The 26011-nt window shown below is 42.8% G+C and carries 28 protein-coding genes and 1 other annotated feature; of the genes, 3 read left to right on the top strand and 25 right to left on the bottom strand.

The features are described 5' to 3' along the window. Nucleotides 1-34 precede the first annotated feature (34 nt). Together SB658_RS03200 and SB658_RS03195 are read left to right on the top strand one after the other, a co-directional pair. Nucleotides 35-778 carry a YqfQ family protein gene (locus tag SB658_RS03200; RefSeq protein WP_003246095.1) on the top strand — a complete coding sequence of 248 codons (744 nt, stop codon included), beginning with the start codon at nt 35-37 and terminating at the stop codon, nt 776-778. 122 nt (nt 779-900) lie between these two features. Beyond that, the gene (locus SB658_RS03195) at nt 901-1845 is read left to right on the top strand and encodes a 4-hydroxy-3-methylbut-2-enyl diphosphate reductase (protein WP_003246170.1); all 945 of its coding nucleotides are present in this window, start codon (nt 901-903) and stop codon (nt 1843-1845) included. Between the two features lie 22 nt (nt 1846-1867). On the opposite strand, the gene SB658_RS03190 is transcribed toward SB658_RS03195, so the two are convergent. From SB658_RS03190 to rpsU, 25 genes are all read right to left on the bottom strand, one after another. Beyond that, nucleotides 1868-2989 (bottom strand): Nif3-like dinuclear metal center hexameric protein, encoded by a 1122-nt coding sequence (locus SB658_RS03190; RefSeq protein WP_029726707.1) that lies wholly within the window; start codon nt 2987-2989, stop codon nt 1868-1870. Next, complete coding sequence (trmK, locus tag SB658_RS03185) at nt 2982-3632, bottom strand: tRNA (adenine(22)-N(1))-methyltransferase TrmK (RefSeq protein ID WP_003246178.1); 651 nt, start codon at nt 3630-3632, stop codon at nt 2982-2984. Before trmK ends, SB658_RS03190 begins: the two co-directional genes overlap by 8 nt. A gap of 256 nt (nt 3633-3888) precedes the next feature. Beyond that, entirely contained in the window at nt 3889-4251 is a 363-nt protein-coding gene (cccA, locus tag SB658_RS03180) for a cytochrome c550 (protein WP_003230068.1), read from the bottom strand. A 328-nt stretch (nt 4252-4579) separates the two neighbouring features. Then, nucleotides 4580-5695 carry an RNA polymerase sigma factor RpoD gene (rpoD, locus tag SB658_RS03175; RefSeq protein ID WP_003226225.1) on the bottom strand — a complete coding sequence of 372 codons (1116 nt, stop codon included), beginning with the start codon at nt 5693-5695 and terminating at the stop codon, nt 4580-4582. A gap of 198 nt (nt 5696-5893) precedes the next feature. Further along, on the bottom strand, nt 5894-7705 hold the full coding sequence (gene dnaG / locus SB658_RS03170) for a DNA primase (RefSeq protein WP_003230066.1): 1812 nt from the start codon (nt 7703-7705) through the stop codon (nt 5894-5896). Between the two features lie 33 nt (nt 7706-7738). Further along, nucleotides 7739-8233 (bottom strand): YaiI/YqxD family protein, encoded by a 495-nt coding sequence (locus SB658_RS03165; protein WP_003230065.1) that lies wholly within the window; start codon nt 8231-8233, stop codon nt 7739-7741. Between the two features lie 253 nt (nt 8234-8486). Continuing rightward, nucleotides 8487-9299: a pyruvate, water dikinase regulatory protein gene (locus SB658_RS03160; protein WP_003230064.1), complete on the bottom strand. Its 813-nt coding sequence runs from the start codon at nt 9297-9299 to the stop codon at nt 8487-8489. A 25-nt stretch (nt 9300-9324) separates the two neighbouring features. After that, complete coding sequence (gene ccpN, locus SB658_RS03155; RefSeq protein WP_003237058.1) at nt 9325-9963, bottom strand: transcriptional regulator CcpN; 639 nt, start codon at nt 9961-9963, stop codon at nt 9325-9327. Nucleotides 9964-10095: 132 nt separating this feature from the next. Then, entirely contained in the window at nt 10096-12135 is a 2040-nt protein-coding gene (glyS, locus tag SB658_RS03150) for a glycine--tRNA ligase subunit beta (protein WP_029726706.1), read from the bottom strand. Then, nucleotides 12128-13015 (bottom strand): glycine--tRNA ligase subunit alpha, encoded by an 888-nt coding sequence (glyQ, locus tag SB658_RS03145; protein WP_003226213.1) that lies wholly within the window; start codon nt 13013-13015, stop codon nt 12128-12130. The genes glyS and glyQ overlap by 8 nt, the downstream gene beginning before the upstream one ends. Before the next feature lie 82 nt (nt 13016-13097). Next, nucleotides 13098-13273: a binding site (T-box leader), on the bottom strand. A 39-nt stretch (nt 13274-13312) separates the two neighbouring features. Then, nucleotides 13313-14080, bottom strand: a complete 768-nt coding sequence (recO, locus tag SB658_RS03140) for a DNA repair protein RecO (RefSeq protein ID WP_003230055.1) — start codon at nt 14078-14080, stop codon at nt 13313-13315. 36 nt (nt 14081-14116) lie between these two features. Continuing rightward, complete coding sequence (locus SB658_RS03135; protein WP_003230053.1) at nt 14117-14260, bottom strand: YqzL family protein; 144 nt, start codon at nt 14258-14260, stop codon at nt 14117-14119. A 147-nt stretch (nt 14261-14407) separates the two neighbouring features. Beyond that, on the bottom strand, nt 14408-15313 hold the full coding sequence (era, locus tag SB658_RS03130; protein ID WP_003230051.1) for a GTPase Era: 906 nt from the start codon (nt 15311-15313) through the stop codon (nt 14408-14410). After that, nucleotides 15294-15704, bottom strand: a complete 411-nt coding sequence (locus SB658_RS03125; RefSeq protein WP_003230049.1) for a cytidine deaminase — start codon at nt 15702-15704, stop codon at nt 15294-15296. Before SB658_RS03125 ends, era begins: the two co-directional genes overlap by 20 nt. Before the next feature lie 118 nt (nt 15705-15822). Further along, a complete protein-coding gene (locus tag SB658_RS03120) occupies nt 15823-16194 on the bottom strand; it encodes a diacylglycerol kinase family protein (RefSeq protein ID WP_004398824.1) in 372 nt (123 codons plus the stop codon). Beyond that, entirely contained in the window at nt 16175-16648 is a 474-nt protein-coding gene (ybeY, locus tag SB658_RS03115) for an rRNA maturation RNase YbeY (protein ID WP_003230039.1), read from the bottom strand. The genes SB658_RS03120 and ybeY overlap by 20 nt, the downstream gene beginning before the upstream one ends. Continuing rightward, nucleotides 16649-18784: a cyclic-di-AMP phosphodiesterase PgpH gene (gene pgpH, locus SB658_RS03110; protein WP_010886570.1), complete on the bottom strand. Its 2136-nt coding sequence runs from the start codon at nt 18782-18784 to the stop codon at nt 16649-16651. Between the two features lie 78 nt (nt 18785-18862). After that, nucleotides 18863-19822, bottom strand: a complete 960-nt coding sequence (locus tag SB658_RS03105; RefSeq protein ID WP_003230035.1) for a PhoH family protein — start codon at nt 19820-19822, stop codon at nt 18863-18865. Then, nucleotides 19819-21015, bottom strand: coding sequence for a sporulation protein YqfD (yqfD, locus tag SB658_RS03100; RefSeq protein WP_003230033.1), 1197 nt, complete (start codon nt 21013-21015; stop codon nt 19819-19821). The genes SB658_RS03105 and yqfD overlap by 4 nt, the downstream gene beginning before the upstream one ends. An 18-nt stretch (nt 21016-21033) precedes the next feature. Beyond that, entirely contained in the window at nt 21034-21315 is a 282-nt protein-coding gene (yqfC, locus tag SB658_RS03095) for a sporulation protein YqfC (RefSeq protein WP_003226191.1), read from the bottom strand. A gap of 56 nt (nt 21316-21371) precedes the next feature. Then, on the bottom strand, nt 21372-21791 hold the full coding sequence (locus tag SB658_RS03090) for a hypothetical protein (RefSeq protein ID WP_021480054.1): 420 nt from the start codon (nt 21789-21791) through the stop codon (nt 21372-21374). 24 nt (nt 21792-21815) lie between these two features. Then, the gene (gene floA / locus SB658_RS03085; RefSeq protein WP_003230026.1) at nt 21816-22811 is read right to left on the bottom strand and encodes a flotillin-like protein FloA; all 996 of its coding nucleotides are present in this window, start codon (nt 22809-22811) and stop codon (nt 21816-21818) included. A 21-nt stretch (nt 22812-22832) separates the two neighbouring features. Next, nucleotides 22833-24146, bottom strand: a complete 1314-nt coding sequence (locus tag SB658_RS03080) for an NfeD family protein (RefSeq protein WP_144500704.1) — start codon at nt 24144-24146, stop codon at nt 22833-22835. Nucleotides 24147-24276: 130 nt separating this feature from the next. After that, nucleotides 24277-24723, bottom strand: a complete 447-nt coding sequence (locus SB658_RS03075; RefSeq protein ID WP_003230022.1) for a GatB/YqeY domain-containing protein — start codon at nt 24721-24723, stop codon at nt 24277-24279. Nucleotides 24724-24737: 14 nt separating this feature from the next. Beyond that, the gene (rpsU, locus tag SB658_RS03070; protein WP_003152957.1) at nt 24738-24911 is read right to left on the bottom strand and encodes a 30S ribosomal protein S21; all 174 of its coding nucleotides are present in this window, start codon (nt 24909-24911) and stop codon (nt 24738-24740) included. Nucleotides 24912-25083: 172 nt separating this feature from the next. Here rpsU and SB658_RS03065 point away from each other — a divergent pair, with 172 nt between their 5' ends. Next, nucleotides 25084-26007, top strand: a complete 924-nt coding sequence (locus SB658_RS03065; protein ID WP_014480301.1) for a Na/Pi symporter — start codon at nt 25084-25086, stop codon at nt 26005-26007. Nucleotides 26008-26011 lie beyond the last annotated feature (4 nt).

Genomic DNA, 26011 nt, shown 5'->3' with positions numbered 1-26011 from the left:
CTAATAGCAGAGAGAGCTGAAAGGAGGTACAAGTATGTTTTCACCGCAGCAGCCAATGAGAAATTACCCACAGCCCGGACCGCCCCGCCCCATGCCAAATCAGCGAATGATGGGCAGAAGACCGCCTAATATGCGAGGACCTTCATTTGGAGCACAGCAGCAAGGTTTTCAGCAAGCCGGACAATTTCTTCCTCAGGCAAATGCCGGAGCGAGAAATGGTGCAGGTGCAGGCGGAGGCTTAAAAGGAATGCTGTCAAGGTTCCTCCCCGGCGGAGGAGGCGCTGGCAGCGCCGGGGTTCCCGGAATTCCAGGAGCAGGTGCAGCAGCGAGCGGAGGTGCTGGCCTGCAAGGCATTCAAAATATTGCCAATCCTGCATCATTATCCAGTATGCTTGGAAATGTGCAAAAAGTACTCGGCATGGCGCAGCAAGTCACCCCTATGATCCAGCAGTACGGCCCATTAGTCCGCAATCTGCCAGCAATGATGAAGCTGTACAGCCAATTAAGTAAAAGTGATGATACTGAGACAGAGGCCAATGAGGAAAGTGAAAAACAATCCGTTTCAGAAGAATCATCAGAAAAAGAAAAAGAGACTGAAACAAAAACCTCAGATGGGAACAAAAAATCAAAACCAAAAAGTTCTTCTCTCCCAAAGAAATCTAAAACAACTGACAATAAAGAACAAGAATTAAAAACATCTGCCCCGAAGAAAAAGGAAGCTGCCTCTCCTGCTCCGAAAAGAACATCAGGCAGTTCAAAACCGAGATTATATATTTAACATTCTTTGATATCTTAAGTGAGATTGGCTATAATGAGATCAGAAGAATGCAAGAATAGAGCCGTTTGATTACGGCTTTTTATATTGCCTTTACTCACTTCAGTATTGGAGGACAACCGAAAATGGACGTAATTAAAATTTCACCGCGCGGCTATTGCTATGGTGTTGTTGATGCTATGGTCATTGCCAAAAATGCGTCGCTAGATAAAAGCTTGCCAAGACCCATCTATATACTCGGGATGATTGTTCATAATAAACACGTCACTGATGCGTTTGAAGAGGAAGGGATTTTTACATTGGACGGCTCTAACCGTCTGGACATCTTAAAGCAGGTTGACAAAGGAACTGTCATTTTCACTGCGCACGGTGTTTCTCCCGAAGTCAGAAGAATCGCAGAAGAAAAAGGGTTAGTCGCAATTGATGCTACATGTCCGGATGTGACAAAAACTCATAATCTAATCTTAGAGATGAAAGAAAAAGGATATCACGTGATCTATATCGGCAAAAAAGGGCATCCAGAGCCTGAGGGAGCCGTTGGCGTAGCGCCGGAGATCGTTCACTTAGTTGAAACAGAAGAAGATGTAAAGAACCTTGATATCCAATCTGAGAAGTTAATCGTGACGAATCAAACAACAATGTCTCAATGGGATGTTCACGACATTATGGAGCTTGTCAAAGAAAAATATCCTCATGTCGAATATCACCAAGAGATTTGCCTCGCTACTCAAGTGCGGCAGGAAGCTGTATCAGAGCAGGCAAAAAAAGCGGACTTAACAATCGTTGTCGGAGACCCGAAAAGCAACAATTCAAATAGGCTTGCTCAAGTGTCAGAGGAAATAGCCGGGACAAAAGCATACCGGATCGGCGACTTAAGCGAATTGAAGCTCGAATGGCTGAAAGGCGTTAATACCGTTGCAGTTACAGCGGGAGCTTCAACACCGACGCCGATCACAAAAGAAGTCATTCGCTTTTTAGAGCAGTTTGATCACGAAGATCCATCAACTTGGACAACTGAACATAATATACCGCTCAAAAAAATACTTCCAAAAGTAAAAGCAAAAAACTGAGGCTGTAAAAGCCTCAGTTTTTTTATAGAAATGTAAATGGATTTGTATCTGTTTCAGAAACAAAGATATTCACGCCAAACTTTTTATCATTACACATTGATGTAAGTTTTCTCGTGACGCCTTCTTTCATGATTTTTTCCGCGTAATGGCCCGGATCAACCACATTTAGGCCAAGCATCATCGCATCATGGGCCACATGGAAGTATAAATCTCCTGTGACGTAAACATCGGCTCCCTTTCGTTTTGCATGATGAATATACTTGTTTCCATCTCCGCCAAGAACAGCTACTTTTTTCACCATGCTGTCAGCATCCCCAACCATTCTGACACCATTGACGTCAAGCTTGTCTTTCACAAATAAAGCGAATTCCTTGAGCGTCATCTCATTTTTAAGGGTTCCGACACGGCCGAGCCCTTTTTCGGCGGGAGTCTGTTCGACAGGATAGATATCGTAAGCGACTTCTTCATATGGATGGCTTTTTATCATTGCATTGATAACAGCCTTTTCGACGCTTTTAGGAAATACAGTCTCAAGCCTTACTTCATGAACAAGCTCAAGCTCTCCCACTTCACCGATAAAAGGCTTAGCTCCGTCCAATGGCTTAAAGCTGCCGATTCCTTCAGATGAAAACGCGCAATGGCTGTATTCACCGATATGGCCGGCCCCCGCATTTCCGAGCGCGGCTCTGACCTGCTCTTCATATTCCTTCGGCACGTAAACTGCCAGCTTTTTCAGAGGATCCGTATAAGTAGGTGCCAGCACTTCCGTCTCACTCAGCTCTAATGCTTCAGCAAGCAAATCATTCACACCGCCGTCCGCAACGTCTAAATTTGTATGAGCTGCATAAACAGCAATATCATGCTTCAAACACTTTTCAATTAACCTTCCGGCAGGCTGATCTGTTGAAATATGCTTTAGCGGCCGGAAAATTGGTGGATGGTGTGCAATAATCAAGTCAACCTCTTTTTCAATCGCTTCATCGATAACGCTCTCTAACACATCAAGTGTAACCATCACATTTTTAATTGGTTTGTTTAAGGTGCCGATTTGCAGGCCGATTTTATCTCCTTCAACCGCATAGGCTTTCGGGGAAAATTGTTCAAACAGCTGGATGATCTGCTGCCCATTTACACTTTTAGCCATGATCGATTACCTCCTTTAACAGCTCCATTCGATCGGCGAGCTCCTTTAATTTTTGTTTGTTTTGCTCTGTATCCGCCGCTTGGCTGATCTGTTCATAAATGCTTTGAGTGTGCTGAAGCTCTTGTGTCCACTTTTTCAAAAAGACAGCATTTTTTTCTTTTGCCAAGAAAGGGCCAACGAGCATCCCGGCTGATAAAGAAATACCGTCATAAGCCGCATCCCTGTCTCCCGCTTCTGCCACCAGCACCTCATAGCACTTTCCGTCCTCTTCAAGGATTACCTCATCTATCAGCGCATATCTTTCTTTATAAAGCCACTCCCTGATATGAACAGCATGAATATTCGGCTGTAAAATGAGCCGTTCCTTCCCCGTTAATTTGTCTTTGCCCGCTTCTAAAATGTGAGCGATCAAAGCCCCGCCCATTCCGGCAATCGTAATGGCATCAGCTTCACCTTTTTTAATCACTTCCAGTCCGTCTCCCTGCCTTACAGAAATGTGCGAGTTTAAGCCTGATTTTTCAACCTGCCGCTTTGCAGACAAAAATGGGCCGTCTGTTATTTCTCCGGCAATCGCCCCGCTGGCTTTATGATTCAGCACCGCATAACAAGGAAGGTAGGCGTGGTCAGAGCCGATATCGGCCATCACCGCTCCATTCGGTATGTACTCCGCTACTGTTTGCAATCGTTTAGATAATTTTAATTCGTTCACTTGTCATCACAACTTTTCTCAATCATTTTTTCCTTTACTATCATATAAAAAATCAGCCCGGAATCCAAGCTGAAGCAAATGATTTTGAAATTATTTCTTTTGATGCGGGTCTGCACGCAGCAGTCAAAAATAAAAGGCTGTCGAGAACATCTCGGCGGCCTGTGAATGTATAAAGAGAAAAATAGTTCTTTTATTTAATTTTTGACACCCACTCTGCCATATCATCCAGCTTATCGGCCGGAACAAGACCGGAAGGCATTCCATTACCGCCTTTTTCGATCTTTGTTTTAATTTCAGCGACATCTTTCTTATCCCCTACACCTTTTAAGCTAGGACCCGAAACACCTTCATAATTTTCACCGTGGCATGCGATGCAGTTTGCCTTGTAAATTTCTTCTGGTGAAGCGTTTGCATCTTTCTTTTCAGCAGATTTGCTTTCTCCTCCGCTCGCAATCTCCCGAGAGTCATCAAGTCCTTTTACTGATAAAAAGAAAGTTAGACCAATTCCTAAAACAGCGATCAGCAAAAATGGAATAAGCGGGTTCCATTTCATTTCCCTTCCCCCTTTTTGATCCTTCCCCCTATGTAAACACTTCTAATTCTAACTTATTTTTACAAAAAGTAAATGGATTGCTATACAAAAGTTTTTTATTCACACTTTATACAAAATTGAATAGAAACATGCCTAAATCTCTAATATCCTTTTTATTCTATTGTATAATGTATTGTATACGCTTACAATAGAAAATATGGAATTAGATTTTGAAATTTTTCACCACAATGTTCATTTGCAAATGACATCATTTTTCAGTAAAATAAAGGCATATTATCCATATATCTTTTTAAAAAAAGAAGAACGGATCTTCAAGACCCGTTCCATCTTATTCAAGGAAATCTTTCAAACGTTTACTTCTGCTAGGATGTCTTAGTTTCCGCAACGCTTTGGCTTCGATTTGTCGAATACGCTCTCTCGTTACTCCAAATACTTTGCCGACCTCTTCTAATGTTCTTGTACGGCCGTCATCAAGACCGAATCGAAGACGCAATACATTTTCTTCACGATCAGTTAACGTATCAAGCACATCTTCCAGCTGCTCTTTCAATAGCTCGTATGCGGCGTGGTCAGAAGGTGAAGTTGCTTCTTGGTCTTCAATGAAATCACCAAGGTGCGAGTCATCCTCTTCACCGATCGGTGTTTCCAGAGATACCGGCTCTTGAGCAATCTTTAAGATTTCGCGTACTTTTTCAGGCGTTAAATCCATATCTTCCGCAATTTCTTCAGGTGTTGGTTCTCTGCCTAAGTCTTGCAGTAATTGACGCTGCACACGGATTAATTTATTAATGGTTTCAACCATATGAACGGGAATCCGGATCGTTCTCGCCTGATCGGCAATGGCGCGTGTAATCGCCTGTCTGATCCACCACGTAGCATACGTACTGAATTTATAACCTTTGCGATAATCAAATTTTTCAACGGCTTTCATCAGGCCCATGTTTCCTTCCTGGATCAGATCAAGGAACAGCATACCGCGTCCGACATACCGTTTTGCGATACTGACAACAAGCCGCAGGTTCGCTTCAGCCAATCTGCGTTTAGATTCTTCGTCACCTTCTTCAATCTTTTGAGCGTAGGCGATTTCTTCTTTTGCAGAAAGAAGGTTAACCCGACCGATTTCCTTTAAATACATACGAACTGGGTCATTGATTTTAACGCCAGGCGGTACACTTAGGTCATTAAGGTCAAATTCTTCTTCGGCTTTGGCAAGCTGCTGAATATTAGGATCTTCTGTTTCTTCATTCTCACTAATTAATTCAACACCTTGTTCACCTAAAAATTCATAATACTCATCCATTTGGTCTGATTCAATTTCAAAGCTGGACATACGCTCAGCAATTTCTTCATATGTCAAAACGCCACGTTTTTTACCAGACTCTGTTAATTGCTCTTTTACTTGGTCGAATGTTAATTCTGTCTCGTGGGTTTGTTTATCAGCCATTATGGATCCCTCCTTCCAAAGCTTGCAACGAATTCTATAAGCGGTATGATTCTTATTCGGTCCATTCAGGCGTTTTCTATGTGAACTGCCTTTAACAATGTGCGAATAATGAAATGACAATTCATGATGAGGTTAAGCGATCTATTTGCTCCTCCGCAAGGAATCATTGCCAATAAATGCTCCTCATCAGTTCTCCAGTTATTTTAAAGATCGGTTCAATGTAACGATTTCTTGAGCCAAAGAAGCAGCTCTTAAAAAATCTTTTTGCCTTTCTGCTTCGGCTCTTTCCGCCTCTTTTTCTTTTATCATTGACCAATTTCTTTGATTCAACACTTTTTTTACATAATCTGATAACTCGGCTTCGCTAAGCTCTTGATTAACCTGAAGCATTAATATATCGGACAAGAGCTGGCTTATATGATCATCCGTCACCCTGGCCATCAGATGCTGAGGCGTCAGCTCGGCTCCCTCTTCATAAAAAGCATAAAGATAAGCGGCTAATGCCCGGTGCTCATCAATATTAAATTGAAACCCTACCCGGTCAATCACTTTTTTGATGACGCTCCGATCTCGAAGCATGTGAGCGAGTAACAGCCTTTCTGCATTTTCATACGCCGGACGCAAACGTTTTTGCCTTGCTTTTGTCGTCAGATGCGCTCGCCGCGTTTTAGTTTCACCGCTATTGTCAGCAGGTTTGTTTTGCTTGCTGAAAACAGACAGCTGCTCAGTTAAAGACTCCTGTGAAAGCGAAAACTCTGAAGCAAGCTGCTTTACATAGACTTCCTGCTCTAGAGACCCTGAAAGCGTGCTGATTTCTTTCAGTACGTCTTTAATGTAAGCTAGGCGGTCGCCTTCATCGGACAGGTTCTTTCCTTTTCGGAAATATTGCATTTTGAACGCCATTACGGTGACACTTGCGTCAATAATGTCGTTTTTAAATTTTTCCCCGCCGAATTTTTTGATGTAATCATCAGGGTCCAATCCGTCAGGAATCATTGCAACTCTGACTTTGCAGCCTTTTTTTTGCAGAAGCTCCGAAGCTTTTAAGGTGGCTTCATAACCGGCTTTATCAGAGTCATAGCAAAGAATGATTTCTTCGACGTTTCTTCTCAGGATCTTGACATGATCATCTGTAAGAGACGTTCCCATCGTGGCTATGCTTTCCTTTACATCCGAGCTTACGGCCGATATGACATCAGCAAACCCTTCAAATAAGACTGCTCTTTCCTGCTTTCTGATATGAAGGCGGGCCTTATAAAAATTGTAAAGCAGTTTGCTTTTATGAAAGAGCGGGGTTTCAGGACTGTTCATATACTTAGGCTGCTGGCTGCCAAGAGCCCTGCCTGAGAAAGCAACAACAGCCCCGTGATGATCATGGATCGGAAACATGACACGGTTTCTGAAGCGGTCGAAATATCCGCTTCCGTCTTCGCGTCTGATCAGGAGACCCGCTTTTTCCATTTGCGCCTCACTAAATCCCCTCTTTACAAGGAATTTCGTGATAAAGTCCCAAGAATCAAGAGCATAGCCAATCTGAAATTCATTAATCAGCTCTTTCGTAAAGCCCCTAGAAAGCAGATAATCCAGTGCCTCTTGACCTTCTTTTGTATTTATTAACAAATGATGGTAAAATTTCTTCAGGAGCTCATGTGCCTCAGCCATTTTTTGTTCTCCAGAAGACTCTGGCCGGGCTCCGGAATGGACTGTTATATCATCTGGAAAATCAATTTGGTATTTGTCAGCAAGGTGAGAAACCGACTCGGCAAAAGAATAGCCTTCCATCTGCCTTAAAAAAGAGAAAACATTGCCGCCCGCTCCGCAGCCAAAGCAATGAAAAATCTGTTTGTCGGGCGATACGGAAAACGAAGGTGTGCTTTCTCCATGAAAAGGACAGAGTCCAAAGTAGTTTCGGCCTTGCTTCTTTAATTGAACATAATCACCTATGACTTCAACGATATCTGCCGACTTTTGCACCTGATCCACAATTTCATCTGGTATCCGATTTCCCATCTTATAACACTCCGTCGTACATTATTCGATGCTTTAGTGCAAAATCCCTTCATCGTTCGACAGGATTTTTTGCAGCAGTGTAATAAATCGTTCTCGATCTTCTTTATTCAATTTTTTAGGCCCTTTGGCATATACGCCTTTTCTTCTTTGTTTGCCGGAAAAATGACGGCCCTCTAGGGCAAAATCAATCGTGTCTTCCTTGTAAAGACGACCTCTTTCCGACATAACAGAGACATTTCTGTTCAACAGCAGAGATGCTAATCCGATGTCCTGCGTCACAACAATATCTCCCGGTTTCACGTGATTTGCGATATATAAATCAGCAGCTTCTTTATGAGGATCAACATACTTCCATTTTTCTTCATTGCTTCTGGAAAGCTGATAATGTTCAAATGAAGCGACAAAAAGAACTTGAACTTCATACTCGGATGCTGTTTGTAAAATTTCATCTTTTACCGGACAAGCATCAGCATCGACAAAAATCGTCTTTTCTTGTTCATTAAGAAGAGTAATTCTCCATCCCTCCATTAAACTCCTGCATAAAAGCAAGCAAAATCGCACATCCTTTATTATTGTGGATGTATATGAATTTGTCGAAAAATTTCCGGGAGAAATTCTTGACATCTTACCCATAATAGTTTATTCGTATCACACGATCCTTAAACCTAAAATTAATCATTTTATCACAATTTTTTATTATAATACAAACTTCACAAAGATGCTATTGTTTTTCATTATTCCCTTTTGGCACAGCCAAAAACCCAGGATAGAGCGTCCTGAGTTATATGTTTTTTGTTTTGAGATGATGGATAATATTTGCTGTTTCCTCAACCGCTTTATTTGAAACATCAACAACCTGGCAGCCGATCCGATCCACAATCTTTTCGAAATACTCGAGTTCCTCTTTGATTCTGTTGATATTTGCATAAATCGCTTTATCATTAAGCCCGAGTGATTTTAAACGTTCTTTTCTGATATGATTCAGTTTATCAGGGCTAATCTTTAAACCGATGCATTTTTTCGGATCAACGTTAAAGAGTTCTTCCGGCGGATCAACCTCCGGTACAATCGGAACATTGGCAACCTTCAGGCGTTTGTGTGCGAGATATTGAGACAGCGGTGTTTTAGACGTTCTTGACACGCCGATCAAAACGATATCAGCTTTTAAAATCCCTCTTGGATCACGTCCATCATCGTATTTAACTGCAAACTCGATGGCCTCCACTTTTTTGAAATAATCTTCATCAAGCTGGCGCACCCGCCCCGGTTCGTATTTCGCTGTTAAACCGTAGGCTGTTTCCATTTTATCAATCAACGGGCCGATAATATCATAATATAAAACATTTGCTTTTTCCGCTTCGGCTATCAAATATTCTCTGATTTCCGGCACCACGAGTGTAAAACAGATAATGCCGCCGTCTGCCTTTGCAAGTGAAATCACTTCATTGATAGTGCCTATATCTTCAACATAAGGAATTCTTCTTACATGAGTATCATCCGCCGATCCGTTAAATTGGCTGAGTGCTGCTTTTACTACCAATTCAGCCGTTTCACCGACGGAATCCGATACAACATAGATGATGCGGTTATTCATATTATCCCCCCGTTAGTTTGCAATCTTATAGGATTTCATTTTCAGATAAACTGACAAGTATTTTGGTCATATTTGTTTTTGTCACTCTGCCGATCACTTCAAAGCCTTTATCGGTGTCTTTGATGACAGGCAGTGCATCAATTTGTTTTTCTATTAAGTGCTTTGCAATGTCCATCACATAATCCTCGCGTCTGCACACCGTAATGTTCGGCATCCTTGTCATAATGATGTGAACAGGGACCGATGTAAGCTCCTGCTGGCCAATGCTCGCTCTGAGCAAGTCTTTTCGTGAAAGCACCCCGACTAAAACAGCATCGCGGTCCACCACAAACAGAGTACCTACATCTTCTAAAAACATGGTGCAAATCGCATCGTACACAGAAACGTTTTCGTGAATCACTACGGGGATAGATTGAAAGTCTTTCACCTGAAGCTTTTTGAGTTTATCCGCCAAAAGCTGTGTGCCGGTTTTTCCCGTATAGAAATAACCGACTCTCGGGCGCGCCTCGAGGAATCCTGACATGGTGAGTATGGCTAAATCCGGGCGCAATGTCGCCCTGGTTAGGTTCAGCTTTTCTGCAATATGCTCCCCTGTAATCGGCCCGTTTTCTTTTACAATCTGCAAAATATGTTCTTGCCGTTTATTTAGTTCGATCGTACTCACCACCTTTTCACTTCATAGCTATGTAAAGAAATAATAATCCATATTATAACGTAAATATCTTGTAATCAAACAAAAAACTTATAAATGGGGAAAAGACGATTACCGATCACACAGCAACCGCCTTTTCTCTCTTTATTTTACAATAAGGGCATTCATATTCGCAAAGGACTTGATCTCATCCGCCAAGCTTACCATTTGCGCTAAACGATTTGCCTTTAATGACTCATTATCCGCTATAACCATTGTATGATCGAAGTAAGCATCGATCGGTTCTTTTAAGGCTGCAAGTGAAGCAAGCGCCGCCTCATAATCTTTGTTGCTGAAGTTTTCCTGCAGATTTTGCTTCGCTGTTTGGTAGGCATCAAACAGTTTTGCTTCGTATTCATTTTCAAAAAGATCAGGCTGAATGTCTCCGCGGACTCCTTTTTTGCTGATAGAGATCACTCGGCCTAACGCTTCGGCTGTTTCCTTAAAACCAGGTGCACCAAGCTTTTGCTCCAGTACTTGTGCTTTATGCAGCGCAGAGTACGGCTCAAGCTCAGAGCTTTCCAGCACGGCGTCAATGACATCATGTCTGATTTGTTCAGCATTCAAGACATATTTCAAGCGCTGAGTGAAGAAATCCAGCAGTTCAATTTCTTTATCGGTTTGTACGAAAGTTAGCAGCTCTTCAAATGAAATTCCCCAGTTGCGGTCAAGAAGAATCGCAACAATACCGCTAGCTTGGCGGCGCAGTCCGTAAGGGTCCTGGGAACCGGTCGGAATTACGCCGATAGAGAAGAATGAAGCGATTGTGTCAAGCTTATCCGCCATTGCCACAACAGCTCCGGTGAAAGTAGAAGGCGTTTCTCCGCCCGCTGATCTAGGCATATAATGTTCATTAACTGCCGCCGCCACAGCTTCATCTTCGCCAAGCATTCTCGCATACTTTTCGCCCATAATTCCTTGAAGTTCAGGGAATTCATATATCATATGCGTCACAAGGTCGAATTTAGAAATTTCAGCAGCCCGCTTCACATGTTTTAATGTATCTTCATCAGCCTGAAGACGAACGGCAAGTTTCTCTGCGATTGATGTGACTCTTCTAACCTTATCAGCAAGAGAACCAAGCTCTTCATGGAAAACGATATTTTCAAGCTTCTTCACATTTGCATCAATGTTTAGTTTCTGATCTTCCTTGTAGAAGAATGACGCATCAGATAAACGTGCGCGCAGCACTTTTTCATTGCCTCGGGCCACATTTTCAATCGCGTGGCTGTTGCCGTTTCGGACTGTGATAAAGTGAGGCAGCAGGTCACCGTTTTTGTCTTTGACAGGGAAGTAGCGCTGATGCTCTTTCATTGTTGTGACAAGCACTTCTTCAGGAATTGACAGAAACTCGGATTCAAATGAACCGTAAAGAGCTGTCGGGTATTCTACTAAATGATTCACTTCATCAAGAAGGTCTTCGTCAACTGGAATGCTCCAATCGTTTTCAGCAGCCATTGCTTCCAGCTGAGATTGAATCATTTGCTTTCGGACGCTAGGATCAGCAATAACATGCCGTTCTTTCAGCTGCTCTTCATAAGCTGAAGGTGATTCAATTGACACTTCATGTCCGAGGAAACGATGTCCCTGTGTTGTCCGTCCAGACTCAACGTTTGTGATCGAAAATGGAATGACATCCTGTCCAAATAATGCGACAATCCATTTGATCGGTCGGATATAACGCAAATCTTCATTTCCCCAGCGCATGTTTTTCGGGAAATGCAAGCTTGTAATTAAACCGCTCAGTTCCGGCAGAAGCGACTTCGTTTCTTGGCCGGCTTGGAATTTTTGCACGAATACATACTCTATGCCTTTTACTTCTTTGATGTACAGGTCTTCCACATTTGCGCCTTGGCCTTTTGAAAAGCCGATTGCCGCTTTTGTCCAGTTCCCGTCCGCATCAAGGGCAATTTTTTTCGCAGGCCCTTTTGCTTCTTCTTTTATATCATCCTGCTTTTCTGCGACATCCTTAACGAACACAGCAAGACGTCTCGGTGTATTGAAGAGTTTCACTTCACCGTGAGTAATATTTTTTTCTTTAAGCCAGCCTGTCAGCTTGTCGCCAAGCTGAACCATGCTTTCATTCAAAAAGCGCGCCGGCATTTCCTCTAATCCGATCTCTAAAAGTAAATCCTGTTTACTCATGAGAAGAACCCTCCCCTTTAAGCATTGGGAACCCTAGTTTTTCTCGTTCCTCATAGTAGGTTTTTGCTACTTTTCTAGCTAAATTCCGCACTCTTGCGATATAGCCCGTCCGCTCGGTAACAGAGATCGCACCTTTGGCATCAAGCAGGTTGAAAGTGTGCGAGCATTTCAGCACATAGTCATATGCTGGATGAACAAGTCCGTTGTCCATTTGCTTGATCGCTTCTTTTTCATATGTGCTGAACAATTGGAACAGCATATCGACGTCTGATGTTTCAAACGTATAAACAGAATGCTCATATTCAGCCATCATGAATAAATCTTTTACTGTAAACCCTGACGTCCATTCCAAGTCAAACACGTTTTCTTTATCCTGGATATAAGACGCGAGACGCTCAATTCCATACGTAATCTCTACAGAAACGGGTTTACACTCTAATCCCCCGACCTGCTGGAAATACGTAAATTGAGTTATTTCCATTCCGTCAAGCCAAACTTCCCAGCCTAGACCCGCACAGCCTAAAGACGGATTCTCCCAGTTGTCTTCAACAAAGCGAATATCGTGCTCAAGCGGATCAATTCCAAGAGCACGCAAGGAATCCAAATACAGCTCTTGAATGTTATCAGGTGACGGTTTAATAATGACCTGGAACTGATGATGCTGATACAGTCTGTTCGGGTTCTCCCCGTAGCGGCCGTCTGCCGGACGTCTGGAAGGCTCTACATAAGCCACTTTCCACGGCTCAGGACCGATACTGCGCAAAAATGTATACGGGCTCATCGTGCCGGCTCCTTTTTCTACATCGTAAGCCTGCATAAGCACACAGCCCTGACTGGACCAATGCTTTTGCAAGGTTAGAATCATGTCTTGAATATTCATTTCAAGCACCTCCACTTTTCTTTCATAAGTTGACTGCGGCAGCAACCAAAAAACTCCCGTCTCTATGCTTGCCAGCCGCAAACATAGGGACGAGAGTTCTCCCGCGGTTCCACCCTAGTTGCTGAGAACAAAATCCCAGCCTCTTTTTTTAAAATTGCTCAAGAATGCCTTTCGTTGCGTGCTCATCCTTAGCTTACACCGCCCTAAGGTCGCTTTCATGAGGTAAACGCAAGTACTTCTTTCTCTCACTGCAACATATTTTATAATAAATGATCATATAAAAAGATGGACCAAATGTCAACTTTTGTTTTCACCCATAAGATGTTTCATGCTTTCCATTTGATCTAAAAAGCGCTTTGATTTTAAATACAATCCCGAATATTCTTCGTAATATAAATCAATCACTTGCTTTAATTCAGCTTTTGTTTCCTCTTTTAAGGACACATTGCCGAGTCTCGACAGATCAAAATAGTAAAAGAGCCTTAACAGCCTTGCCGTTTGCGGTTTAATCGGTATCCTGTAAGGATCTTTTTCAAAACAGCGGTGGCATATAAAACCATTATCACGAACAGAGAAATGAAAGGTTCCGTCTTGGCTTTTACAATGTACACAATGATTCAGCTCAGGATACAGGCCCATGACACCGAGCATCTTCATTTGAACAATGAAGGTGATAACATCCGGATCTGTTCCTTCATTCAACTGTTTTAATGATTCTAATATGAATTCAAATAAATAAGGATTTGGCTTTTTTTCTTCTGTGCCTCTGTCGACTAACTCAGCAACATAGGCAGCATATGCTGTTAAAAACAAGTCTTCCCTGATGCCTCTCATGCTGAGGATCATTTCCCCCTGCTGAAGCGTTCCGAGGCCCGATGTTTTTTGCATTAAGAAAGAACCATACAAAAAGGGCTGGCTGACTGCTGATAAACGGCTGTTCGGTTTTTTGGCGCCTCGTGCCATAACACCTATTTTTCCGTGTTCTCTTGTCAGTAATGTTACGATTTTATTCGTCTCTCCGTAATCATTTGTGCGAAGAACGATCCCTTCACATTTTGTCAGCATTTCCGCACCTTCCTCAAGCAGGAGCGGCCAAGAGGTTTATAAAATTGGATAATCAAATCGGGCTAGCTCATCTTCTAGTTCTTCGGGTCTTTCCATGTTCTCTTTTTCCAGTTCTTTAAAAAGAAGATACGTATCAACATTTCCTGTTTGAGAAAATACGTTCCAGGTAAAATTCAACACAAGAAACCCACCTTTCTGTAGTTAAACTAGCTTACCTAAACTCCAAATTCTTACCTTTATCTTGACCAGATGTCCTCCATTTCATGTTAAACAAAATTTGCTAATGTATCCCTGTTCCTGTGAGATAATGACACACACGGGAAGAGATTAATATTCGTCCTCTTTAAAGCCAAAATCGCGAAGCTGGGACATTTTATTACGCCAGTCTTTCTGCACTTTCACCCACAATTCAAGGTAGACACGGGAGCCCAACAGTGCTTCAATATCCGCTCTCGCTCTTTTTCCAACCTCTTTTAGAAGGCTTCCTTTTTTACCGATCACGATGCCTTTCTGGGAATCCCGCTCGACCACAATCGTTGCCGCTACGTGCACAGAACCGTTGTCCTGCCCTTTGATGGATTCGATGGCCACCGCAATGCTGTGCGGGATTTCTTCTCTCGTCAAATGCAGCACCTTTTCCCTGATTAATTCAGAAATGATAAATCGTTCAGGGTGGTCAGTTACCTGGTCACTCGGATAGAATTGCGGCCCTTCCGGCAAATACGCTTCGATCTGCGCGAGCAAGGTTTCGATGTTATTTCCTTCTAAAGCAGAAATCGGAACAATTTCCTTAAAAGGATAACGTTTGCGGTATTCGTCAATTAGCAGAAGCAATTGGTCGGGATGAATTTTATCAATTTTGTTTACGATTAAGAATACAGGCGTAGACATCGTCTGCAATTTCTCAATGATGAATTCGTCGCCCTTCCCGTAGCCTTCCTCAGCATTGATCATAAACAAGATCAAATCGACTTCTTTTAATGTATTTTGCGCCACTTTCATCATAAAGTCCCCAAGTTTATGCTTAGGTTTATGAATCCCTGGTGTGTCAATAAAAATGGTTTGTGATGTGCCTGTCGTCAGTACTCCTTGCACCTTGTTTCTCGTCGTTTGGGGCTTATCGCTCATGATCGCGATTTTTTGTCCAATGACTCTGTTCAAAAATGTAGATTTTCCTACGTTTGGTCTTCCAATAATGGATACAAATCCTGATTTAAAGCTTTCGTTCGTCATGTAAATCCTCCGATGAAAATGCGCCTGGCAATAATTCTTCCACAGTCATTTCTTTTATTTGTCCTTGTAAATTAGTCAGTACGACAATAACGTCTTTTGTGCAAAGCTCAGAAATCACCTGTCGGCAGGCTCCGCACGGAGATACTGGTCCAGGGGTGTCAGCCGCAACGGCCAGCATCTGAAACTCTGTATCCCCTTCAGAAACAGCTTTAAATAAAGCGGTACGCTCGGCGCAATTGCACATGCTGTATGCCGCGTTCTCAATATTGCAGCCTCTGTACACTTTTCCATCCTTGGTAAGAAGAGCGGCTCCTACTTGGAATTTGGAATACGGCGCATATGCCATATCACGCGCTTTTAAAGCTTCTGTTATTAATTCTTGTCTGTTCATGTGTACATTCCTCTCTTACCTATAATGGTACCGCTATCACTTTATATTTTACATAATCGCGCGCTTTTTTTCACGCCCATTTCTAAAAATGTAAAATAAATGTAAGAATTTTCAGCCATTACAGCTTTGGCAAAAAAATAAGTAAACCAATGATACACGAAATCACGGCAAAAACGCAAACAGCCCCGGCAGCAGCGTCCTTGGCCGCTTTAGCAAGAGGGTGATGTTTGTCAGTTATTAAATCAACCGTATGTTCAATGGCTGTATTTAAAAGTTCAAGCGAAAACATACCACCTATCAAAAGGAATATAATCATCCACTCAATAATGCTGAGCTCTACAAGGAAGCCGCAAATGAGAACAGCGCAGGCGGCTGCGGCATGAAATTGGAAATTCCGCTCCGTCCGCGCTGTTTCCCATATGCCCCGGCCTGCATGCACGAAGCTTTTGAAGAATCGATTCAGCTCATTTCTATGATCTTTTGAGTCCATAAGCGTCCAGCAATTCCTTTTGCTTAGTAAACATCTCCTCTTCTTCCTCTTTCGTCATATGGTCATATCCTAAAAGGTGCAGAAATCCGTGTACAGCTAGAAATCCGAGCTCTCTTTTAAAAGAATGATTATACTCCTCTGCCTGCTCTCTTGTGCGATCGGCACTGATGATAATATCACCTAAAACCGGAGGCATTTCGGCGCCCACGATTTCGATCTCGCCTTCTCCCTCTTCTTCAAGAGCAAATGAGATGACATCTGTCGGAGCATCCTTTCCCCGGTATTCTTTGTTAATCTGATGTATGTCATCATTGGAAACAATCGTGACAGAAACTTCAGCCTGATCCTGAACGCCTTCACGCTCAGCGGCAAATTGAAGCAGATTTTCTACTTCTTTGAGCATCTCTTCTGAGACGCTTCCCGTTTCATCAACGATATCAATCAGTAAACTCATCTATTTCACCTTCTTAGTAGCCTCCGGATATTCAATCCGGGAGTGGAAAATTCCTTTTAATGTTGCACAGAGCGTTTTTGCGATTGTATCCAGCTCTTTAAATGTCAAATCGCATTCACTGAACTGTCCGTCCTGAAGCTTATCGGATATAATACCCCGGACAAGCTTTTCAATTCGTTCAGGATTTGGATTGTGCATGGATCTGACGGCCGCTTCAACACTGTCGGCCACTGATATAATTGCGGCTTCCTTTGACTGCGGCTTCGGTCCCGGATAACGGAACTCTTCCTCTGTAATCTGGTCGCCTTTTTCCTTCGCTTTATAGTAAAAAAACTTTAAAAGCGAGGTTCCATGATGCTGCTCAGCAATATCGACAAGCTCTTTCGGAAATTTATAGCTTCTCAGCATATTCGCACCGTCTGTCGTATGCGAGATAATAATATTTTTGCTCAACTGAGGTGACAGCTTGTCATGCGGATTGTCAATATTCATTTGGTTTTCAATAAAATATTGCGGGCGCTTTGTTTTTCCGAGATCGTGATAATATGCGCCGACTCTTGCAAGCAAACCATTAGCCCCAACCGCTTCACAGGCTGCCTCTGATAAATTGGCAACCATTACACTGTGATGATATGTACCTGGTGTTTCCGTCAGTATTTTGCGCAATAGCGGATGGTTAGGATTAGACAGCTCGAGCAGCCTCATGGTGGATAAAATGCCAAAGCCCGTCTCAAAAAACGGCATCAGACCGATGATCAATACAGATGAAGCAAACCCCGACACAACCCCCATGAGCATTAACGTGCCGATTTCAAGACCCGACAGCGCAGTGTTCTGGATCAATAATAAGGATAGAACGACAACCATATTAATAAACGCCACGAAAAGTCCGGTCTGCAAAATCTTTGATCTTGCATTGTGTTTTCCTAAAAATAATACACCTGAAATGCCGCTGATCAAATAATAAATCCCTATGACATAATTGAATGTTCCTGTCACACCCTGATTAAACATCATACTTCCGCAAATCGCAAGAATGATACTTCCCAAAATGGCAATGCGTTCATTCATCAGCAGTTTGATTAAGATGGCGCCGGCCGCAATGGGGACCAGATAGCCGATATTATTATACTCCATCTTCTGAAACAAACTGACAACCTCCATGATCACAAGCAAAAGTGTTGTGATTATGGAGAATAACAGAATGGATTGGTTTTTAAACTTCAGATTTTGTTTCTGTTTTTCAAAATAATATACAAGTGTTGCAATGAAAAGTCCGATCATAATCAATAGCCCGCTGATCGGTTTAAAGAGATTTGAGTTATTTAATAACCCGGTCAGCTCAAGTTTCCTGTACACTTCCCGATCAATGAGGTCATTTTCTTCCACGAGCACTTGCCCCTGTTTGATTTGAACCTGCTGGACATTATCTGAGGCTTCCTGCCGTTTTGCCTCTGTTGCTTTCGGATCGAAGACGTAATTCGGAATAATAGCAAAACGCCCGATTTCTGTCGCGGCTCCCAAGTATTTAGAAGGAATAGAATTGCTTTTTAGCTCTTTTTCTACCTTATCCTTTGCATCAGATAGTTTATCCGATGGGATTTCACTGCTCATGACCGTATTTACTGCGGTAATGACCGTATCTCTGACAAAAGAAAAGTCTTCACTGTCTGCTTTCAGCAATGTCTTGATGGAATCCTCCGATATAGAATCATTCACATCTGATGTCAATTTGTCCTTTACAGATTTGACCATTGATTTTTCCGATGGTGATTTACTGCCTTCTTCCGATGATTTTTTCACTTCACTAATACTGTCGAATATTGATGACACAAGGTCAATCCGATTGTCTGTATATTCTTTTTTTAATGTATATTGATCTTCAACCGCGTCCTCAGCGGCTTGCTTTTTTTCCTCTGTGGCTTTTTGATCTTCTACGGTTGCCGGAGCGTAAATGGTCTTGTCGCTGACTGAAAACAGGTCTAAATCAAGTGTTTCCGGCTTAACATGTACAAAAAGCAAAGCAAACATAATGGCAGCCAGCAGAAGATACAGCAGTACATGCATGGAGCGGGCATTTTTAAAACTGCTCCATTTTTTCGAGCTGCTTTTGGTCTTAGCCTTCTTTTTCAACACAAGAACCTCCTCTTGAAACATCAAGCCCATAAGCAATCATAAAAATGACCCGATAACGCGCGATCGGGTCATTCAGCATTAATTTTGCTTATCGTATGCTTCAATAATTTTCGCAACAAGCGGATGTCTGACCACGTCTGTCTGGTCTAGCTCAATCATAGAAATGCCGTCTATTCCTTTCAGCATCTCCTTCGCTACTGCAAGTCCCGATTTGACGCCTTTCGGCAGATCAATTTGGCTGACGTCACCTGTAATGATCATTTTAGAGCCAAAACCCAGTCTCGTCAAAAACATTTTCATTTGAGCAGGCGTGGTATTCTGTGCTTCATCAAGTATAACATAAGCATCATCGAGCGTCCGCCCCCTCATATATGCGAGCGGAGCAATTTCAATGATGCCTCTTTCCATCAGACGTTCTGTATGATCTGCCCCAAGCACATCATGGAGAGCGTCATACAGCGGGCGCAAATAAGGATCTACTTTTTCTTTTAGGTCACCTGGGAGAAAACCAAGGCTTTCACCGGCTTCCACGGCAGGTCTTGTTAAAATGATTTTTTTGATATGTCCGTTTTTTAAAGCATGGACTGCTTTTACGACAGCCAGGTACGTTTTCCCGGTTCCCGCCGGACCAATGCCGAATACAAGGTCATTCCGCTTCATAGCGGCCACGTATTCCCGCTGTCCCATTGTTTTTACACGGATTGATTTGCCTTTTGCGTTTTTTGTAATTTCTTCTTCATACATGCTTTCAAAGTATTCAAGTTCATTCTTCTTTGCCATTTTGATGGCGTAAATCACATCACGTTCAGAGATCTCTATCCCCTTGCGAATTAAAGCGAGGAGCGATCCCAGCAGCCTGTCTGCAATCTGAAACGATTCATCATCGCCTGAAACATAAATCGTCTCGCCGCGCGTAATGATATTTAAATTCAGATCTTTCTCCATCAATTTCAAAAAAGAATCTTGGTTCCCGAAGAGTGAAAGCGCCTCGTCCGGGTTTTTCAGTTTTTGATTCATCGCAAGTAAATGTTCTGTCATTCTTCAGTCTCCCTGACAATAGGTGTGGTTTGAACGATATCTTCTATAACTTGGTAGAGAATAATCAACTTTACTTTACCATTCTCAACAGTCTGGTGCAAAACTTTTTCACTTTTCACCTCGCCGTTTTCGCCTATTTTATCCTCTACATCCTGTTTACCCAATTTAATGCCTTCTTGAACTGCTTCTTCTTTTGTATATTTTCGCAAAGCCTCTTCACTTTCTCTCGTTTGCTCTTTGACATAGGATACAGGGAGCTTAAATCCGAGAAAATGAAGCGAATGCTTTTCTTGTTCTGTTTTTGGATGCTTCAATTCCTCTTTTTTAAACGTCATCCCCCAGATCGGGATTGCCAAAGAACCAAAAGAAAGCTTGTGCTTTGTCCTTACTTTGCCCGTATAGACGTTAAATAATGTTTCAAGCGGGACTGTCACTTCTGATCTATACCAGGTTTCTCCATAAATTTCTGCTTTTGAGGCGACTTCCTGCTGATGGTCTTCGCTGCCGATCAGTCCCGAAACAAGCAGCTGCCCCTTTTCAACATGATCGTGTATGGCGGCCATGGGCTGTCCTTTTTGCACAAACATTCTCGTAATGGTTGCTTTCTTTTTGGCGACAATATTGCGCGGGCTAACATACTTTTCTTTTTCGGGCTCATTTTTCTCCACAACTTTCATGTGAATGGTCGTCCCCTTCAGATCAACTCCGACCCAAGTAATATTGTCTATTCCATTGGTTAATGATTTCTGTATTTTTTCGGGCGACATCATTAAAAACTGCAGACGGCCCTTTTTGACGCCGATTTCATTAAGATGCTGCCTCATTTGATGTTCTGTTTCAGGCTTAGCGCCTGTCACATCAATTTTCCACACCATATTGGACAGCAAAAACAAAAGGATGAAAAAAATCGCAAAACCGATCGTAAACCCTATATTCAGCTTTGATTTCAGCAACAGGAAGGGAAATCCCTTCCGATTGATAAATCGGGCTTTACATTTAAATTTACTTCTCACCCGCCGAAAGGCATGTACATCCTGAAGCTGTATATATAACGATACGGCTTCTTTCTTTTTTTTGACATGAAAGACCGGAATCCCCTGTCTTGTGCATTCATTAAGGAGCCGCTCAATCCCTCTTCCCGTCAATTCAAGCTGGACCTTACCCGAAAAAAAAGACAGCCATTTATTTTTCACAACATTTCCCCCTCGGCTTTATGACTCAACATATCGAACGACATCAATCGTACCCTCCAAAAGTATCTCTTCCGGAAGAATCGCCTTGATGACAAAATTTTTACCAGATATGATGCACTGGCCCTGCTTCAGCATCAGCCTCACTTCATTCTCACTGAAAAGCAAAAGGCCTCTGTGGTTTTCTATGTAGATATGAAGTCTGCCAACCATTGTAATCCTCGGCAGATCCATCATAACGTCCGGGGGAATTTCCAATGCTCTTGTCAGCCAAGCTTTCATACGATTCTTTCTTTGCCCCATACAAAAAGAACCCCCTTTCATCTCATATGTATGATTTGAAAGGAGGTTCTAACACTTTAATTTTTACGGGCTGAGCGCATCGTACGGTGAGGTTTTTTCGCCCGTGGAGGCCCGAACACCTCTCCTAGAACGATCCCCTGTACGACGGTGTCCTTATTCACCTGAAGCATTTTTTGTTTTGTGTATACTGTTTTTTGTTTGGCAGCAGCAAGATCTCGTTCCAGCCCTTTCAGGTTTCTTGCTGTTTCCCTGCGTCTTTCTTCCGCTTCCCGTCTTGCCTGTTCCATACGGTTAGGGATAGGTGCAGGGGCATCTTCTTTTGAGTGCTTCTTTTGAGGAGAAGCAGATTGCACGTGTTGAGGTTTTTTTCTTTTTTGGCTGTTTTGCTTTTCTTCTTTGCTCTTTTTGCCGAAAATCGCAGAAATGATTCCGATGATCGCTGCAATAATAAGCGGATTGGTCAGTAAATCTTCCATCAGCGTTCTCCCTTCTTAGAGAGATTATGATTTGCGGTCTTCATCCGAAGGGTCTTTCGTCAGCTTGCCGAATGAATCACGCATTTCTGTGTCAGCATCGATGTTCTTGATATTCATGTAATCCATGACGCCAATATTCCCTTCACGCAAAGCTTCTGCCATCGCAAGCGGCACTTCCGCCTCGGCTTCTACCACTTTCGCGCGCATTTCTTCTACGCGGGCACGCATTTCCTGTTCTTGAGCGACAGCCATCGCACGTCGTTCTTCCGCTTTTGCCTGCGCGATGTTTTTATCAGCCTCGGCCTGATCGGTTTGTAAAATTGCACCGATGTTTTTGCCGATATCTACATCTGCAATATCAATTGAGAGAATTTCAAACGCAGTTCCTGAGTCCAATCCTTTTCCAAGGACTGTCTGAGAAATCATGTCAGGGTTTTCAAGCACTTTTTTATGATTATCAGATGAACCGATTGTAGAAACGATCCCCTCACCTACACGAGCTACAATGGTTTCTTCCCCTGCTCCCCCAACGAGGCGCTCGATATTCGCTCTTACTGTGATTCTCGCTTTCGCTTTCACTTCAATCCCGTCCATTGCGACACCGGCTATGAATGGTGTTTCAATCACCTTAGGATTAACGCTCATTTGAACAGCTTCCAACACGTCCCGGCCTGCAAGATCAATGGCAGCACAGCGCTCGAATGTAAGTTCAATGTTAGCTCGCTGAGCGGCGATAAGCGCGTTGACGACTCTGTCAACATTACCTCCAGCCAGATAGTGGCTTTCAAGCTGGTTTGTTCCAACATTAAGTCCCGCTTTATGCGCTTTAATCAGCGGGTTAACAACCCGATTCGGAATGACGCGGCGAAGCCTCATCCCAACTAGAGTGAAAATGCTGATTTTCACTCCGGCTGCCAAAGCTGAAATCCAAAGCATTACAGGCACAAATGTAAAAAATACTGCCAAAACAATGATCGCTACTGCGACAATTGCCAGAATCATAAGTGTTGACGGATCCATATAACTTCTCCTCGTTTCTATTTAAATTTCTCTCACAACAATGCGTGAGCCTTCTACTTTAATCACTTTTACTTTTTTATCTTTTTCTGTAAACGATCCCTCCGAAACAACGTCAAGGCGTTCATCATCAATAATCACGGTACCGGAAGGACGCAGCGGTGTAAAGGTTATACCCACTTTTCCTATTAAGTCCGTTCGCGTTTGATTTGAAACGTAGCCGCTCTCCGTATTTGTAGAATCATTTAATATCAATTTCTTAAAGAATTTCATACGTTTTCCCAACACCCTTGTCAGTAAAATAAACGCTGTAATCGAAACAGCTGAGGCGATCAAGAGAGAAACCGCCATGACAGTGAAGCTCCCCGCAGCTAAAAACAGGCTCGCAATAATCGCTCCCAAGCCCAGTAATCCAATGATTCCTCCGGGAAGAAAAATCTCAAGCAGAATGAGAATCACCCCTGCTATAAAGAGGAGAACCGTCTCATACCCGGCAAGACCGGCTGCAAGATGCCCGTAAAAGAACAGCAATAACGCAATGAGTCCAGCCGTTCCAGGGAGGCCGACACCCGGGGAAAAAAGCTCCACCGTCAGACCTAAAAAAGCGATTGTCAGCAGAATAGGGACAATGACCGGATTCGTCAGCCATCTTGCTGTCTTTTCCGCAAAGCTCTCCTTTGCGTAGCTGATCTGCGCTTTTTCGAACCCAAGCTTCTTTACGAGCGTGGACAAATTGTCAGCAGTGCCTTCTGAATAGCCTACCTCAATTGCCTTGTCTGCGTTAAGTGTCAACAGATCTCCCTTAGGCGCGCCGACTTCCTTGGCATCTATATCCGGGTCAGCCATTGCGAGCGCATATTTTGGATCGCGGTTATTTTTCACTGCGGCATCTTCCATCTCTGCCAGCCAAAGTGATTGAGCTTTTTGGTCAGCGGCATTGCCTTGGCCATCAACAATCGCGGCGGCTCCCATTTTTCCGCCAGGCGCCATATAAATGTGATCTGCTTGAAGTGCAATATATGCACCAGCAGACAACGCGCGTTTGTTGACATATGCAGTTACGGGGATCTCGCTTTCGGTTATCAAATCGGCCATATCAATAGCAGATTTGACCAATCCCCCCGGGGTATTGATATCAAGAATAATATGGTCTGCATGTGCATCCTTTGCGTCTTGTAACGAACGGGACAAAAACGTGACGAGACCCTGTTCGACATTTTTTTCAACCGGAATCACATAAACAGTTTGTTTTTCTGCTTTAGCGTTCAGCTGTACGCCTAATAAAGAAAGCAAAAATATACCCAAAAGAGCAGCACGGAATCCTTTGATTTGAAGCAAGGGCGGTGTATCCCTCCTTCCTTTTATAATAAGTGCCTTCTCTTCATACGTAACAAATGTATCAAAGGTTTCATTTTTTTATGTATAAAAAAAGACATCTCTCTTAGAAAGATGTCCTTTTCTTTGCCATTTAAGACAGTTGACTGCTCACAAGCTTATTAATTAAACTTCCGTCAGCTTTACCTTTTACTTTAGGCATAATTGCCCCCATCACTTTGCCCATGTCCGCTTTTGAGCTCGCACCGACCTCCGCGATGGTTTCATTTACGATTGTACGCAGCTCTTCTTCTGACAGCTGCTCAGGTAAATAAACTTCTAAAATGTCCAGCTCTTTTTGAACTTTATCTACTAAATCTAAACGATTAGCGTTTGAAAATTCCTGGAGGGAGTCTTTACGTTGCTTAAGTTCACGAGAAAGGACAGTGAGTTCCTCATCCTCGGTCAAACTGTCTTTCTTAAGCTTAATTGCTTCATTTTGAAGTGAAGCCTTAACCATTCGAACGACAGTCAGTTTGTCTTTCTCACGGTTTTTCATATACAGCTTCATATCCTGGTTGAGACGCTCAAGAAGACTCATAAATCCACCCTCTTTTAGAATTTGCGTTTTCTAGCAGCTTCAGACTTTTTCTTGCGCTTTACGCTAGGTTTTTCATAAAATTCACGCTTTCTTGCTTCTTGCAAAGTACCTGTCTTTGATACACTGCGTTTGAAGCGACGAAGAGCATCTTCAAGCGATTCGTTTTTTCTAACGACCGTTTTTGACATTCTCTTTCCCTCCCTCCGAATACACCAATCGACTACCTTTAAGTTACACATATAAACATGTACTTTGACATTATAATATAAGCCATCAGTCAGGTCAACTAAGTGAGTTCACTTTTCCGTCATGAGTGCGACTGCCTGTCTATATAATGATAGAAAGGGGTTGGTGAATAGGATGTTAATTCTGATTAGCTTTACTGCTCTTATATTATTCTTTCTCACAGGCATGAACATGCTTCGAAAAGGCTTAATTTCTATGGCGTACTCAAAAATTGAAGATCGTTTGCTTTTATTTACAGACCATCCATTAAAAGCGTTTCTTATCAGCATTGTATTTACGGGGATACTTCAGAGCAGTTCAGCCTTTATGGTCATTGTCATCGGCTTTGTTAGTGCGGGTGTGCTTTCTTTTAAGCGGACGATACCGATGATTCTCGGAACAAACGTTGGGTCTACCTTTACAACTGAATTTATTGCTATCAAAATGGATATTTTGATTTGGGTTCTTTTAATAGGAGGTTTATTGTTTTTTCTGACTGGCAGGTATCCTTTGAAACAGCTGGGAACAAGCTTCCTCGGACTGGGCATCATCTTCTTTTGCATCAGCGGATTCAGCCACCTTGCCGGGCCGCTGACGAAGCTGAAAACGGGAGCCGACGTTCTATACCATGTTAACGATTCAAACTGGTCCGCTTTGCTCATCGGCATGGTGTTAACTGCCATCATTCACTCCAGTTCTGTCTGTATCGGCATTTTGATGAGTTTTATGAATGAAGGGATTATCGGACTGACACAGGCGATGAGCGTCGTACTCGGATCAAATATCGGGACATGCATTACAGCTGTCATGGCTGCTGTATCCGGTGGATATGCGGCGAAACAGACAGCGTATGCGCATGTGGTATTTAACGTGCTAGGGGTGGCTCTAGTATTGCCTTTTCTGACCGCAGCGACCGGCTTTGTAGAGCAGTTATCACCCGATCCTGCCCAAAGGATTGCTCATTTCAGCCTTTTATTTAATGTAGTAACAGCTCTTTTATTTCTTCCGCTTACAAACTTGTTTTACCGCTTGATTCACCTTCTTATCCCGGCTAAATAAAAAA

This window comes from Bacillus sp. SIMBA_008 (genome assembly GCF_046535495.1).
GTDB lineage: Bacteria > Bacillota > Bacilli > Bacillales > Bacillaceae > Bacillus > Bacillus subtilis.
The sequence above is the reverse complement of the archived record's forward strand: the minus strand, read 5'-3'. Positions and strand labels throughout refer to the sequence as shown.